The organism is Kangiella profundi (assembly GCF_002838765.1).
GTDB classification, from domain to species: Bacteria; Pseudomonadota; Gammaproteobacteria; order Enterobacterales; family Kangiellaceae; genus Kangiella; species Kangiella profundi.
In genome coordinates this window covers 211,082-225,078 of sequence record NZ_CP025120.1, presented here as the reverse complement: position 1 = coordinate 225,078, position 13,997 = coordinate 211,082, and the positions used below count along the sequence as shown (strand labels likewise).

The 13,997-nt window shown below is 45.5% G+C and carries 14 protein-coding genes; 10 read left to right on the top strand and 4 right to left on the bottom strand.

The annotated features are described in order from the left end of the window. Positions 1 to 139: 139 nt before the first annotated feature. Positions 140 to 2,047 carry a protein-disulfide reductase DsbD gene (gene dsbD / locus CW740_RS01055; RefSeq protein WP_106645815.1) on the top strand — a complete coding sequence of 636 codons (1,908 nt, stop codon included), beginning with the start codon at positions 140 to 142 and terminating at the stop codon, positions 2,045 to 2,047. A gap of 459 nt (positions 2,048 to 2,506) precedes the next feature. Beyond that, positions 2,507 to 2,782: a DUF7683 domain-containing protein gene (locus tag CW740_RS12695; protein ID WP_106645814.1), complete on the top strand. Its 276-nt coding sequence runs from the start codon at positions 2,507 to 2,509 to the stop codon at positions 2,780 to 2,782. A 101-nt stretch (positions 2,783 to 2,883) separates the two neighbouring features. Here CW740_RS12695 and CW740_RS01045 read toward each other — a convergent pair whose 3' ends face one another. Next, positions 2,884 to 3,870 (bottom strand): DMT family transporter, encoded by a 987-nt coding sequence (locus tag CW740_RS01045; RefSeq protein ID WP_106645813.1) that lies wholly within the window; start codon positions 3,868 to 3,870, stop codon positions 2,884 to 2,886. A 230-nt stretch (positions 3,871 to 4,100) separates the two neighbouring features. Further along, a complete protein-coding gene (locus tag CW740_RS01040; RefSeq protein WP_106645812.1) occupies positions 4,101 to 4,811 on the bottom strand; it encodes a winged helix-turn-helix transcriptional regulator in 711 nt (236 codons plus the stop codon). A 393-nt stretch (positions 4,812 to 5,204) separates the two neighbouring features. On the opposite strand from CW740_RS01040, the gene aroQ reads away from it, so the two are divergent. The 3 genes from aroQ to accC are packed head-to-tail and all read left to right on the top strand — an operon-like array spanning position 5,205 to position 7,510. After that, the gene (gene aroQ, locus CW740_RS01035; protein ID WP_018623416.1) at positions 5,205 to 5,645 is read left to right on the top strand and encodes a type II 3-dehydroquinate dehydratase; all 441 of its coding nucleotides are present in this window, start codon (positions 5,205 to 5,207) and stop codon (positions 5,643 to 5,645) included. Positions 5,646 to 5,657: 12 nt separating this feature from the next. Further along, positions 5,658 to 6,116, top strand: a complete 459-nt coding sequence (gene accB, locus CW740_RS01030) for an acetyl-CoA carboxylase biotin carboxyl carrier protein (protein ID WP_106645811.1) — start codon at positions 5,658 to 5,660, stop codon at positions 6,114 to 6,116. A gap of 44 nt (positions 6,117 to 6,160) precedes the next feature. Further along, positions 6,161 to 7,510: an acetyl-CoA carboxylase biotin carboxylase subunit gene (accC, locus tag CW740_RS01025; RefSeq protein WP_018623418.1), complete on the top strand. Its 1,350-nt coding sequence runs from the start codon at positions 6,161 to 6,163 to the stop codon at positions 7,508 to 7,510. Between the two features lie 58 nt (positions 7,511 to 7,568). Here accC and CW740_RS01020 read toward each other — a convergent pair whose 3' ends face one another. Continuing rightward, positions 7,569 to 8,300, bottom strand: a complete 732-nt coding sequence (locus CW740_RS01020; protein ID WP_106645810.1) for a hypothetical protein — start codon at positions 8,298 to 8,300, stop codon at positions 7,569 to 7,571. Continuing rightward, a complete protein-coding gene (locus tag CW740_RS01015) occupies positions 8,275 to 8,925 on the bottom strand; it encodes a hypothetical protein (RefSeq protein WP_106645809.1) in 651 nt (216 codons plus the stop codon). The genes CW740_RS01020 and CW740_RS01015 overlap by 26 nt, the downstream gene beginning before the upstream one ends. Before the next feature lie 168 nt (positions 8,926 to 9,093). Here CW740_RS01015 and prmA point away from each other — a divergent pair, with 168 nt between their 5' ends. From prmA to purH, 5 genes are all read left to right on the top strand, one after another. Then, positions 9,094 to 9,981, top strand: a complete 888-nt coding sequence (prmA, locus tag CW740_RS01010) for a 50S ribosomal protein L11 methyltransferase (RefSeq protein WP_106645808.1) — start codon at positions 9,094 to 9,096, stop codon at positions 9,979 to 9,981. Positions 9,982 to 10,038: 57 nt separating this feature from the next. Next, on the top strand, positions 10,039 to 10,800 hold the full coding sequence (locus CW740_RS01005; protein WP_106645807.1) for a zinc-ribbon and DUF3426 domain-containing protein: 762 nt from the start codon (positions 10,039 to 10,041) through the stop codon (positions 10,798 to 10,800). 282 nt (positions 10,801 to 11,082) lie between these two features. Next, positions 11,083 to 12,063: a tRNA dihydrouridine synthase DusB gene (dusB, locus tag CW740_RS01000; protein ID WP_188459669.1), complete on the top strand. Its 981-nt coding sequence runs from the start codon at positions 11,083 to 11,085 to the stop codon at positions 12,061 to 12,063. Continuing rightward, on the top strand, positions 12,060 to 12,365 hold the full coding sequence (fis, locus tag CW740_RS00995) for a DNA-binding transcriptional regulator Fis (RefSeq protein ID WP_012800185.1): 306 nt from the start codon (positions 12,060 to 12,062) through the stop codon (positions 12,363 to 12,365). The genes dusB and fis overlap by 4 nt, the downstream gene beginning before the upstream one ends. A gap of 62 nt (positions 12,366 to 12,427) precedes the next feature. After that, complete coding sequence (gene purH / locus CW740_RS00990; RefSeq protein WP_106645805.1) at positions 12,428 to 13,993, top strand: bifunctional phosphoribosylaminoimidazolecarboxamide formyltransferase/IMP cyclohydrolase; 1,566 nt, start codon at positions 12,428 to 12,430, stop codon at positions 13,991 to 13,993. The last annotated feature ends 4 nt before the right edge of the window (positions 13,994 to 13,997 follow it).

Sequence of the window (13,997 nt, the reverse complement as noted above, 5' to 3'; positions counted from 1 at the left end):
GTTCAATTAAGCAGATTATTTACAGAAAGCTGACACTGGCTTTCAGGAATTTACATACAGTTCACCTGGCTTTGCGTAAAATAACGTGTTATCTCAGCGATTGAACTGCGGTTAATCATTATCAAAGGTCACTCTTTACATGAAAATCGGCATTAAAACCTCTATTCACAGCTTCTTATTGGCGTTTTTTAGCTTCGTCGCCCTGAGCCTATCCTCAAATAGCTCGCAGGCAGCCCAGATTGATCTCAACAGTCTGCTTGGCGAAGAAGAGGAACTACTCAAAGTCGATGACGCTTTTGTGCTTCAGGCTGAGATTTTAGACAACACCGTATTGGTCAAATTTGAAATCGCTGATGGCTATTACATGTATCGTGAGCGCTTTGGTTTCAAAAGCGACAATGCAATTCTTGGCGAACCTCTGATTCCGGATGGCAAGGAAAAAGACGATCCTTATTTAGGACAGACCGAAGTCTATTATCACTTCATTGAAATTGCGGTCCCTTATTCCAATGCGACCAACCCAATGACACTGAGCATCGATTTCCAAGGCTGCGCTGAGGACAGACTCTGTTATCCACCGACTACCCGTGAAGTCACTCTTGAAGTTCCGGCTTCAACATTGGCTCTTGCCAATAGCGGCGAACCAGCAGCAGACCTTCAAGCTGCTAAAGATGGTCAGCAGGGCTTTGTCAGTGAACAACAGAGCCTGATGGAAGATCTTGAACAAAAGGGTGTATTCTGGAACTTTTTCAAGTTCATACTAATTGGACTGGGGCTGACCTTCACGCCCTGTGTTTTCCCGATGATTCCGATTATTTCAGGCATCATCGCTGGCCAGGGGAAAGACATCACCACCCGTAAAGCCTTTGGTCTTGCCTTGAGTTATACCCAGGCCATGGCCATCGTCTACACCATCTTCGGTGTGCTAGTTGCGTTGGCGGGCCAATCGCTTTCTGGCTACCTGCAAAGCCCGGCATTCGTTATTGGTGCCGCGATAGTATTTGTTCTGTTATCGCTATCCATGTTTGGCTTTTACGAACTGCAACTACCCGCAGGACTACAAGCTAAACTGGCGGAAAAAAGTAATAGTCAGAAAACCGGTAGTTATATCGGCAGTGCGATTATGGGTGCTATTTCGGCCCTAATCGTTTCGCCCTGCGTTACGGTGCCACTGATTGCCATCCTGCTGATCATTGCGCAAACCGGTGACATTCTATTAGGTGCCGTTTCCCTGTATGGGCTCGGTATCGGTATGGGTATCCCACTGATCATTATCGCAGTCACCGAAGGTCGCTTCCTGCCAAAGGCTGGCAATTGGATGAATGCCATTAAAGCCGCTTTCGGTGTCGCCATGTTGGCAGTCGCTCTGTATTTAGTGAAGCACCTACTGCCAAATAGCGTCTACATGTATGGTTGGGCATTATTGGCACTCATTCCGGGCTACTACCTGTTCAGAAACCAGCTACCAAATCTTGGCTGGAGAAATCTATTTGCCGGTTTAGGTCTGGTACTGATGATTTACGGTGCACTGCTGGTGATAGGCGGCGCTCAGGGTAATCGCAATTTATTACAACCTCTTGGGCAATCATACTCCGTGATGACCACCCAATACTCACAGATGGCAGAAGGACCTGCCACAATTAAACCTCAGGGCACATTAACCGACAGCTCAAAACCTCATCTGCAGTTTGAACGGATTAAAGCTCTCTCTCAACTAGAACAGCGAGTTGCAGAGGCCAACGCGCAGGGTAAAACCGTCATGGTCGACTTTTTCGCCGTATGGTGCGCCGCCTGCTATGAATTTGAAGAGCTTGTTTTCTCTGACCCAGCGGTACATGCTGCGCTCAGTAATACCGTGTTACTTCAAGCCGATGTAACCGCCAATGATCCACAGGATGTTGAACTCATGAACGCCTTCAACATACTTGGCTTGCCTAGCATTCTGTTTTTTGATCTTGAAGGTAATGAGTTAACTCAGTACCGGGCCAATGGTTTTGAAGAAGCAGATATTTTTGTAAGAAGAATTAACGCAGCGTTTGGGTCGTAGTTTTTTTACTCTTGTCATCCCCGCGTAGGCGGGGATCCATGCTCTTATATATTCCATTCCTGAACTTATAGTTTCGCTTCTCTGCGAGTTACTTTTCTTGCGTGGTCAAGAAAAGTAACCAAAAGAAGACCACCCCGATATTGAGGCCACGCTACGCGTGACTTCCTGCGCCACTCCCAAAATACTTAACGCAGGGTCTGCCCCTTTGGGTACCAGAATTTACATCACATCCCTGTACTGATAATTCTTATCAAAATCATCTCCCCAAGGGGATTTCCTTCGGTCACAGATTTTGATTACTATATTTTGTACGTGTCTTAGCTCAATATAAGGGGATCATTTGAGCAAACTTTAACATTAGTTGCTCCTGAACAATTCACTGTAAACATGTAATACAATATTGGCTGGTAATGAGCAAAGTGAACCCCAACAAATTAGCTTCAAATAACACTGAATATTATGATTGATTCCACCTATAAAGTAAGAAGGTACATATCAGAATTTTGCAACCATTCTGACCAGTTATTAGCAGAATACGACCTTAGGTCTTTTGACCTGCATAAATTTCAAAACGAATTCGGGGTTATTGACATGAAAAATCCGATGTTTGACTGCTACCCATTACATTGGTCTAACATACCTTTCATGAAGGCTTATCTTTCATTGGAGCCTGAATGGGATTTCGTAAACAAATCATACTTTGTTGAATCTCAAAGTATCGAAGAGCAAAACTAAGAATCTCTTATTTTAAAACAATGGCCCTCACACTTTAGACTCTAATATATTCTGATAAAAAAAGCCGGCGTAAGCCGGCTTTCTCCTTGGCTTAACACACACTAAGGGGTTTCTACTAAGCCAAAACTTTTACGAATTTTCTGCTTTGCTTTATGTCTCAATGAACGAGTAACCATCTCCTGTTCGATAAAGACTGTTTTCGGACGTGGTTTAGTCTGTGACCAGATGACGCCAAATAGTACTAAGCCAGCCGCTACATACTGCATGTTGTTCAGTGTTTCACCTAACAACGCCCAACCAAAGAACATTGTGCCTAGCGGCAGAAGGTTCATTAAGCTGCCGACCTGGCTGGCAGGCATGGTTTTAAAGGCGAAGTTGTAGCAAGTAAATGCAAATATGTTTACGCCAAATGCCAGGAACATAATCGCCAGTACCGCTTCCGCTGATACGTCAAAACTTATCGGTGCGCCCTGCACAAATACCAGCGGCAGGAAGAAGATACTACCCATGACAGTTTGCAGTAATGTTAAGAATACCGGCGAATAGCGTTGCGAAAGACGACGCGCCAATAAACAATAGCCGGTGGCTGCCAAAATGGCGCCGAACTCTAATGCATTACCCAGCATTGGGTTTGAAGCATGCTCGCTGGATGAGCCCGACAGGGTCAGCCAGACCACACCGACTACTGCAATAACACAGCCCACGACCAAACGGCTATTGAGCTTTTCTTTCAATAGATAGTAAGCGCCCACTGCCACTAAAAGCGGCTGTAATGCTGTTACCATGCCTGCTTCGGATGCTGTAGTGTAAGTCAGTGCATAGCTTTCAAAAATAAAGTATAGGCACGGCTCACAAAGGGCTAACAATAATAATAGCCACCAGTCGCCTTTCTGGTACTGCTGCTTCTTCGCCATAGGTGGCAAGAAGAAAATCAGTACCGCAGTGGCTAGAATCATGCGCAGGAATACCGTCATGATCGGCCCGAACTCGGCAATCGCCAGCTTCATGGCAACAAATGATGCTGACCATAAAATGACCGCCAGAATTAAACCGGCGAACGCTAGTTGCTGCTGTGGTAGTTTTTTCATGATATGCCCTGCCCAAAACAATCAATCTGATAGAGCTGCGCATTGTATGAATTTCGTTCAAATAAGAAAAACGATCTTTTTTCATCCCTGTTATAAATTAAAGTTATACGAAGGACAGATTCAGATTACATTGGGCCTGTTTGTCTCTTGTCGATAAATGAATAACATTAAGGCCTCCTCAACCAAGGAAGCCTCAAATTCTTAGCTATGGTAGGTTTTTGCAGATGGGTTTATGCGACTGCTTCAGTTTCTTCTAATAGCTCAAGGCGATAGCCGTGTTGATACACGGTTTTGATGCGATACATTCCGTCACCTTTAATATTAAGCTTCTTCCGCAATGAGCTGACATGAGCGTCAACCGTTCTGGTACTGATATCGCAGTCGATACCCCATATTTTCTTGAGCAGGAACTTTCGCGAGTAAAGGCGCCCTGGATTTCTGAGGAATAAGGCTCCGAGATCAAACTCTTTGGAGGTGAGACTTATCGGCTTATTATTAAAACTAATTTGCTTGAGCCCCATTGCAATCTTATAAGGCCCCAATTCAAAGTTATCCTGGTGCATGGTGTATCTTGCATCATTCACCAGCTTATTGGCATAGCTTAATAATGTATTGGGCTGAATCGGCCGGGTAAGGAAGTTATCAAAATGGTGTGTGCAGACTTGATGTAGCTGCTTTTCTTCGCCTTTGTCTGCTATGAAAAGAATTGGGCCCTGCCACTTTAGGAATACACGAATCTGTTCCAATAGCCACTCAGTGGTATCATCGTTTCGCCAATCCAGTATCAGCAAATCAAACTCTTCTGCTTCTAACTGTTTCAGCAGATGCTTTCTGTCCTTGCCAATATAACACTGGTAGCCTGCATCTTTTAATGCCACCAGATAAGGTTCATCAAACTCGAACTCCTGAACCAGATGCAATACTTTTGGTAATTTAGACATGTCTCCGTACTCCCTTTACTCATTCTCGCTTTAATATTGCTCGCTTGAGACTCCTTGCAAATTCCACTGCGTAGGCACTGTAATAGTTTACAAAATGCTTTTGTTTATTTTTTATACGCCTTACCTACACTAGCAGATTTTTTTGAAATGTAAAATTATTATGTATCAATTTGTAGACGCCCGTTAATTAGACTATCGTCGAATTAATACTACTCCGACCATTAAGATTAAATGTGGTTATTTGCTCCTAACTTACTGTAAAATGCACCATCTTATTTTTTGCTTACTGCGTCACACTGGATCGGCTTTAAAAACCGGCTCCATATCGATAAACTGACTTTTCAGCGAAAATAACCGAATTTAAGCTATTTTTAGCGTTACTTAGGTAATGGTATGGCACATATTTTGCTTTTGCATGGCCCAAATCTTAATCTTCTTGGACAACGTGAGCCTGACGTCTATGGCAGCGATAGCCTGGAAAGCATCGATATGGCCGCCAGAAAGCAGGTAGAGTCAGCCAATATGCGCTTTTCCAGCCTGCAAAGTAACTCTGAAGCTGAGCTAATTAACGCTATTCAACACGCAAAAGTCGACAATGTGTCGCTAATTGTTATTAACCCAGCTGCATTCACGCATACCAGCGTTGCTTTACGCGATGCTCTGCTAGCAGTTGATATTCCCTTTATCGAAGTGCATCTATCCAACCCACATCGTCGAGAAGCTTTTCGTCGTCACTCCTATTTCAGTGATGTCGCGCTAGCCGTAGTCGCTGGGTTTGGGGCGGACAGCTACCGCTATGCCATAGATGCAGCCATTAAAACCCTACAACATTAACAGGTAGTGATTATGGATTTACGCAAAATTAAAAAACTAATTGAGTTGGTCGAAGAATCTGGCGTTGCCGAACTGGAGATCCAGGAAGGTGAAGAGTCAGTTCGTATCTCTCGCCACAGCTCAGCCGCTCCAGCACCAGTTCATTATTCAGTTCCGCAAGCAGCTCCAGCGCCACAGGCAGCACCGGCTCCACAACAGGATAGTGCACCTGCTCAATCAGCTGAGCCTGAAATGAGCGGCCATATTATCCGTTCACCAATGGTTGGTACTTTCTATGCCGCTCCATCACCTGGCGCCAAAGATTTTGTCCAGGTTGGCCAGCAAGTTAAAGGAGGCGATGTTCTGTGTATTGTTGAAGCGATGAAGATGATGAACCAGATCGAATCGGACGTTACCGGTACGGTTAAAGCCATTCTGGTATCCAACGGCGAGCCTGTTGAATACGACGAGCCAATGTTCATCATTGAGTAAATCCTACGGCTTGTAAAAGCCCATGAATGAATAGGACACTGAATATGTTAGAAAAAGTGGTCATAGCCAATCGCGGTGAAATTGCCTTGCGCATTTTGCGCGCCTGCCGCGAATTGGGAATCAAGACCGTCGCCGTGCACTCGACCGCTGACGAAGATTTGATGCACGTACGACTGGCTGACGAGTCAGTGTGTATCGGTCCAGCTTCAGCACAAGCCAGCTACTTAAATATCCCTGCGATTATTTCTGCAGCTGAAATTACCGATGCAGTGGGTATTCACCCCGGTTACGGTTTCCTTGCCGAGAATGCTGATTTTGCCGAACAGGTCGAGCAAAGTGGTTTCACTTTCATCGGCCCTAGAGCAGATACCATACGCCTGATGGGCGATAAGGTTTCTGCAATATCTGCGATGAAAAAAGCAGGCGTACCTTGTGTGCCCGGTTCCGACGGTCCATTAGGCAATAATGAAAAAGATAACATCGCCATGGCTAAGCGCATCGGTTATCCGGTCATCATCAAAGCCGCCGGTGGTGGTGGTGGTCGCGGTATGCGTGTTGTGCGTAAAGAAAGCGAATTGGTTAAAGCGATTGAGCTTACCAAGGCCGAAGCAGGCTCTGCATTCAACAATGACATGGTTTACATGGAAAAATTCCTGGAAAACCCGCGTCATATTGAGATTCAAGTTTTAGCAGATAGCCACGGTAATGCGATTTACCTAGGTGAACGCGACTGCTCGATGCAACGCCGTCACCAGAAAGTGGTTGAGGAAGCGCCAGCTCCAGGCATTTCTGAGCAGATGCGTCGTCATATTGGCGAGCGCTGCGTTCAAGCCTGTAAAGAGATTGGTTATCGCGGAGCCGGTACATTTGAGTTCTTGTATGAAAAAGGCGAGTTCTATTTCATTGAGATGAACACTCGTGTGCAGGTTGAGCATCCTGTAACCGAACTGATTACTGGTGTGGATATCATTAAGGAACAGCTGCGTATTGCCAGCAATCAGCCCCTATCGTTCAAGCAAGAAGACATCAAGCTGAACGGTCACTCTATCGAGTGTCGTATTAATGCTGAAGATCCTGACACTTTCATTCCATCGCCAGGTGTTATTCAGCGCTATCATGCACCGGGTGGCCCAGGAATTCGAATCGACTCGCACATTTATGCAACCTACAAGGTTCCGCCCTACTACGATTCAATGATTGGTAAATTGATTACGCATGGTGAAACTCGTGAAGTTGCAATTGCGCGCATGCAGATGGCGTTAGAAGAAATTGTGATAGATGGTATTAAAACCAACATCCCATTACAGAAGCGTATTCTTGCTGATGCTAACTTCCACAAAGGTGGCACTAATATTCACTATCTGGAACAACACATGTTTGGCGAGAAAGAGTAAGCGTTAACCTGTACTTCTTAAGCCGCCCTGTTTTTTTCAGAGAAACTAGGCGGCTTTTTTATTGCCAGTCAATTTGATCAATGAATCGCCATATAATCTTAGGCTTATGCTCCTTTCCTTCAATAACCAGCAAATCAACACCTTCGCCATCACCTGAATCTTTGACCACCCATTCAGTCATAATCATCAGTTCTTCCATCCCATCAGCATTAAAGTCCGCTCTGGCAATTTCAGTAATCTTGACGCTTAAAACATCATTCAACAAAATTTCAAATACATGATCCTGAACAGTATTGTTCTCATTAATATTGAGTTCGCCTAATGTTTTCCGCTCAGCATTTCGTTCCTGTTGTTCATTAAAACTAGGAATTACATTTGCAGGAAACTGTTTTAAATAATCTGTGGTTAAGGGGTTTGGCAGATAGCTGGAAGTTGCTGGCTTAGCATGGATAAATTGCCTGGCAATTGCACAATCCAACTTAGCGGCAAGCAATAAATCAACTTCTGTTTCAATCACTGAATTGATTGGCGTTGCATCAATTTCCATACAATTCTGCAAATATCGCTCATCATTGTTCTTAAACTTTATCGGAGAATAGAGTTTCAAACGTGTATTACTATAGTTCTCACCCAGCTTTTCAAAATGCTCTACGATATTGGGATTGAGCCATTTCTTTTTCATTTCAGCTTGTTGATTACTGTTCTGGTCGCAACCAGTCGATAAAGTAATCAGCAATGTAATAGCTGCAATCGAGCGGATAAGACTAGGAAGCCTTAGATTTTTTCGCATCTTGGTCCTGCTGTTTCTGTTGTGCGATTAATAACAAATCACGTACATAATTGTTTCGAGTCGTTGAAACCTGTCGTCTCCGCGATTCGGCAGCAGCTGTTTTCCAGTCTTCAATTTTGATGGCACCATTAAATTTTGGCCAGCTGGTACGCAAGTTTGTCATGCCTAAATTAAATATCATATCGAATAGAGCCATCTGCACTTCATCCGGAAAATCATCAAAGTTACGCTGGAAGCCGTTTTTCTTGCTATAAAGCTGAGCTAATTCCCGGTAAAAACTTTCGATATGTTTCATCAGCAAAGCTTCTATATCCTGATCCAGCATTATTAAACGGGTAAATTGCTTATAATAACTGGCTTTATAACGACGCGGATTGTCCGGCCCATTTAATTGCACGAACTGATATTCTGCTCGCTTTTCTTCTTCAGTTGCACGGCGCAACCACCAGTTGAACATTCGGGGAATGTAAAGAGGAAGTTCTGCGGCAGCATCTTCTGAAACTACTTGATGACCGATACCAATTGTCACCTTACCTACAGAATCCAAATAGAAATGATTGACGCAGCCCTCAAGTTTTTCCAGTTGCTCAATCAGTGCATCCTTTACGCTATCCTTTAGCGACATAATAACTCCTTGTTGCCCTTATCCATTACTTGCCATTGGCAAGCCGATCAGTATCTTTTCTGACCTAATTGAGGTTATAGCAAGTAAATTCCCTCAATTCAATGTGCCTATTAGTAGATCGCAAGGTTTGCCTCTATAATAGCGGCAAATTATTGATTCACTCTAACCATGGCCTGGATACAACTTAAATTTAACTACAAGCACCCCGATGCGGATTCGCTAAGTGACTATCTGATGGAACTTGGTGCACTAGCAGTGACCTTTCTGGATGCAGAAGATAAGCCAATTCTCGAACCGAAGCCTGGCGAAACCCCGTTGTGGGAACACCTTATTGTTTTGGCACTGTTCGATGCAGATGTTGATACTAAAGCCATCGACGGCGCCATTCAGTCGCATGAATATTCCCAACATATTGGCCAGCAGTACGAGTGGGAGATTATTCGTGACCAGGATTGGGAGCGCTCATGGATGGAAAACTTCAAGCCGATGCAATTCGGCAAACGGGTGTGGATTGTTCCAAGCTGGTGTGAAGCCCCTGCTCCCGATGCAGTTAATATTAAGCTCGATCCGGGCCTGGCATTCGGCACTGGCACCCACGCCACCACCGCTTTATGTCTGCAATGGCTCGATGGCGCCGATCTAACCGGCAAAACCGTCATTGATTACGGTTGCGGCTCCGGCATTCTGGCCATTGCTGCTTTGCTTCTTGGGGCTGAAAAAGTGTATGCCGTAGACATCGATCCGCAGGCCATTGAAGCCACCAGACAGAATCTCGACCGCAATGGTATTGCCAGTAATAGACTGGTATTGGGATTGCCCGAACAGGTCGATCTTCCGCAGGCTAACATTCTGGTGGCCAATATTCTCGCAGAACCTTTGCGCCAGTTGGCAGAATCTATTGCAAATTCGGTGCAAGTCGGCGGTAATCTGGTATTATCGGGCCTTCTTGAAACTCAGGCTGGCGAGCTTAACAGCCTATACAGTCAATGGTTCGAGATGGATGCCCCTAAAGTACAGGAAGACTGGGCACGCCTATCAGGAACCAAGAAATCTTAATGCCTGGTTTCAAGTTTATTGTCATCAGCTGTTCAATGGGGTAGTCATTTCAGTTCTATGAGCGAAACCTTTTTAACCAATTGTCCGCACTGCAAGTCAGTGTTCAAATTGCGTCGCGAACATCTTGAAGTCGCTTCGGGCCATGTCCGTTGTGGCAACTGTCATTCTTTATTTTTAGCGACTGATTCGCTGGTATCGCTGGATAAAGAAACACAAAAAGCGCAGATGGAAGATACCGTTGAAAAGGCTGAAGACAATATCATCGATAAGGCAATCCCTGAACTTACTGATGAAGACAAAAGCGAGCATTACGAGCTGGCCATAGAGGCTGCACCAAGTTCTGCTCCACATTATTTCAAATGGTCAATCTATTCCCTTGCCGGACTTATCCTGATTTTCCTTGGCATCTGGTTCCTTTATGTCTGGCCCAACAAAGCAACTTTATCTCAAGACGCTAACTGGCGGCCCGTAATGCAGGCATCATGCAAAGTATTCCAGTGTGTTGTGCCACCGCTTCAGGACCTAAAACAATATCGTGTTAGCTCAATCGACGTATCCGAAAGTCCGGGGGGGCAAAAAGAAGTCAGCATGGTATTAAAGAACTTAGCAGACTTTGCCCAGCCTTTCCCTAAAATTCAGGTCATTTTAAGCGACATTAAAGGCAAGCAGTATAAAAGCCCAGTCTATTCGCCAGAGCAGTACCTGCCCGAGGTTAATCACAACGCCCTGATCCAACCCGGCCAATCAGTGCAAATCGGCTTCAGCTTCAACAGCAGCCTTGAGCACTACAGCGGCTATCAGGTGCAGTTGGTTCAGTAGCTACTTTATTACTTGTCATTGCAAGGTAGGCACCGGCCGACACGACAAATTTGTTAAATTTGCAGATACGGCTTACTAAGATTGTGACGCTCCTGCCTGTCACTGGTAATGACCAAGCGACGTCTTGCCTACCAAATTGACATTTAGCAAGTCCTCTCCCCTTAAGCCTTTGAACTCATTATTGTCAAGCAAAAAATTGATGCTTTTTTATACAAATTCCGTTCAAAAAATGAATTAAAGCGTGTATGATCGGCCACCTTAAATTCAACCCTGATGGCGCTTATGCGAATTGGTCCTTATCAACTTGAGAATCCGTTGATCCTGGCGCCGATGGCGGGTGTGACTGATCGTCCCTTCCGTCAACTGTGTAAAGAGCTTGGGGCTGGCATGACCGTTTCTGAAATGATCGCCGCCAATCCGAAGCTTCGTAATACGCGAAAAAGCATACAGCGTAGCAATCATCAGGGAGAGCCTGGCATCCGCTCTGTGCAGATTGCCGGTGCTGAGCCAGAAATGCTGGCCCAGGCCGCGCAGTACAATGTGCAAAATGGTGCTGAAATCATTGATATTAATATGGGATGTCCCGCCAAAAAGGTCTGCAAAAAGGCAGCTGGTTCGGCACTTTTGCAAGATCCTAAGTTGGTGGAAGACATTCTGAATACCGTTGTGTCAGCGGTCGAGGTTCCGGTGACACTGAAAATTCGTACTGGCTGGAATCACGACAACCGTAATGGTGTCCAGATTGCCCAGATTGCGGAACAGGCAGGTATTCAGGCGCTGGCGGTTCATGGCCGTACCCGCGCTGATAAATACCTTGGCAATGCTGAGTACGATACGATTGCAGCGATTAAACAATCAGTGTCGATTCCAGTGGTAGCCAATGGCGATATCACCAGCCCTGAGAAAGCCAGGTTTGTATTGGATTACACCGGCGTTGATGGATTGATGATTGGTCGCGGTGCACAGGGTAATCCCTGGATTTTTCGTGAAGTTTGGCATTATCTGCAAACTGGCGAAAAGTTATCACCACCAAGTTGGCAGGAAGTGCGTCAGGTATTGCTAGGACATATCAATGCTCTTCACGAGTTTTATGGCGCTGTGATGGGACCTCGTATCGCACGCAAACACGTTTCCTGGTATCTGCAAGAACAGGCAGATGCCAATGAGTTTCGTCGAACCTTCAATGCCATCGAAGATGGTACTGAACAGTTGGACGTTTTAGACCGTTATTTTGAACAAAAGCAACAGGCTATAGCAGCATGACTATTTTTGATACAAATCTAACTCGAGAAAGTAACAACCAAGACAACCCAGTAGACGGTAACTCGTTTGCATCCAATCCAACGTTGCGCGAGCACGTTGCCATGTCAATGCAGAACTACTTGAAGCAAATGCATGGTCAGCCGTTAAGCGAAGTCTATGACTTGGTTCTAACGCAGGTGGAAGAACCGTTACTACGCGCCATTATGGACTATACGCGTAACAACCAGACTAAAGCCGCTCAGGTTTTAGGTCTAAACCGCGGTACCTTGCGTAAAAAGCTAAAACGCTACAATCTTCTGTAACACAATCAGTCACCTCAAATTAGGGTTCTTATCAGAACCCTAAATTTTTTTAAGGAGCTATCATGTCTAACTATCGCCCAGTCAAGCGCGCCTTGATCAGCGTTTCTGACAAATCTGGTGTAGTTGAATTTGCCCAAGCCCTTGCCGACAAAGGCATCGAAATTTTATCTACCGGCGGTACAGCCAAGCTGATGCGTGACAATGGCATCACTGTAACCGACGTTGCAGATTATACTGGCTTTCCTGAAATGATGGATGGTCGCGTTAAAACCCTGCATCCTAAAGTTCACGGTGCCATTCTTGGTCGCCGTGGTATGGATGATGAAGTGATGCAGGAGCACGGCATCATTGGCATCGATCTGGTTGTAGTAAACCTATACCCTTTCGAAAGCACTATTGCTCGCGCTGATGCGACTCTTTCAGATGCGATAGAAAATATCGACATTGGTGGGCCAACTATGGTTCGCTCTGCCGCGAAAAATCACCAAGACGTTACTATCGTTGTTGAAAATGACGACTTTAATGAAGTGGCACGCCAAATCACTGAAAATGGTGGCGTGGATCTAGCGACACGCTTTCGCCTGGCAGCCAAAGCATTTGCCCACACTGCCCGTTATGATGCGGCTATTTCGAACTACCTGGGCGTACAGGCTGCCGATGACAGCAGTGAATTCCCACCAACCTATTCTGTGCAGTACAAAAAAGCACAGGATATGCGTTACGGTGAAAACCCACACCAGAATGCTGCCTTCTATGTTGAGCACAACCCACAGGAAGCCAGCGTTGCAACTGCAAAGCAGATACAGGGCAAGGAATTGTCATTCAACAACGTAGCTGACACTGATGCTGCGCTTGAGTGTGTTAAAAGTTTTGAAGAGCCTGCCTGCGTTATCGTGAAGCATGCTAACCCTTGTGGCGTCGCCATTGCTGACAACATTGGTCAGGCCTATGAGCTGGCGTTCCAGACCGACCCAACATCGGCATTTGGTGGCATTATCGCCTTTAACCGTGAGTTAGATGGTGACACAGCCAAAACCATTGTTGAGCGCCAGTTTGTCGAAGTGATCATTGCGCCTAAGGTTTCTGATGAAGCCAAGGCAGTCGTTGCCAGCAAGCAAAACGTTCGTTTGCTTGAGTGTGGCGAATGGTCAGCTCCAATTGCTGCCCATGATTTCAAACGCGTTAATGGTGGTCTGCTGGTACAGGACCGCGATCTAGGCATGGTCTTCGCAGATGATCTTCGCATCGTCAGTAAACGTGAACCGACCAAAGAAGAAATGCGCGATTTGATGTTCTGCTGGAAAGTTGCCAAATACGTTAAATCGAACGCTATTGTCTATGCTCGAAATGGTCAGACGATTGGTGTTGGCGCCGGCCAGATGAGCCGCGTCTATAGTGCCAAGATTGCTGGCATCAAAGCAGCCGACGAGAACCTCGAAGTCAAAGGTTCTGTAATGGCTTCTGATGCATTCTTCCCATTCCGCGACGGCATAGATGCTGCTGCTGAAGCTGGCATTACTGCAGTAATTCAGCCTGGTGGTTCGATTCGCGACGATGAAGTTATTGAAGCTGCCAATGAGCATGGCATGGCCATGGTCTTTACTGGCATGCGTCATTTCCGTCATTAATCAG

What these genes read in the sequence shown, in the direction of transcription:
- dsbD (WP_106645815.1), top strand. Translation starts at nt 140, where the DNA reads ATGAAAATCGGCATTAAAACCTCTATTCACAGCTTCTTATTGGCGTTT.
- CW740_RS12695 (WP_106645814.1), top strand. Translation starts at nt 2,507, where the DNA reads ATGATTGATTCCACCTATAAAGTAAGAAGGTACATATCAGAATTTTGC.
- CW740_RS01045 (WP_106645813.1), bottom strand. Translation starts at nt 3,870, where the DNA reads ATGAAAAAACTACCACAGCAGCAACTAGCGTTCGCCGGTTTAATTCTG.
- CW740_RS01040 (WP_106645812.1), bottom strand. Translation starts at nt 4,811, where the DNA reads ATGTCTAAATTACCAAAAGTATTGCATCTGGTTCAGGAGTTCGAGTTT.
- aroQ (WP_018623416.1), top strand. Translation starts at nt 5,205, where the DNA reads ATGGCACATATTTTGCTTTTGCATGGCCCAAATCTTAATCTTCTTGGA.
- accB (WP_106645811.1), top strand. Translation starts at nt 5,658, where the DNA reads ATGGATTTACGCAAAATTAAAAAACTAATTGAGTTGGTCGAAGAATCT.
- accC (WP_018623418.1), top strand. Translation starts at nt 6,161, where the DNA reads ATGTTAGAAAAAGTGGTCATAGCCAATCGCGGTGAAATTGCCTTGCGC.
- CW740_RS01020 (WP_106645810.1), bottom strand. Translation starts at nt 8,300, where the DNA reads ATGCGAAAAAATCTAAGGCTTCCTAGTCTTATCCGCTCGATTGCAGCT.
- CW740_RS01015 (WP_106645809.1), bottom strand. Translation starts at nt 8,925, where the DNA reads ATGTCGCTAAAGGATAGCGTAAAGGATGCACTGATTGAGCAACTGGAA.
- prmA (WP_106645808.1), top strand. Translation starts at nt 9,094, where the DNA reads ATGGCCTGGATACAACTTAAATTTAACTACAAGCACCCCGATGCGGAT.
- CW740_RS01005 (WP_106645807.1), top strand. Translation starts at nt 10,039, where the DNA reads ATGAGCGAAACCTTTTTAACCAATTGTCCGCACTGCAAGTCAGTGTTC.
- dusB (WP_188459669.1), top strand. Translation starts at nt 11,083, where the DNA reads ATGCGAATTGGTCCTTATCAACTTGAGAATCCGTTGATCCTGGCGCCG.
- fis (WP_012800185.1), top strand. Translation starts at nt 12,060, where the DNA reads ATGACTATTTTTGATACAAATCTAACTCGAGAAAGTAACAACCAAGAC.
- purH (WP_106645805.1), top strand. Translation starts at nt 12,428, where the DNA reads ATGTCTAACTATCGCCCAGTCAAGCGCGCCTTGATCAGCGTTTCTGAC.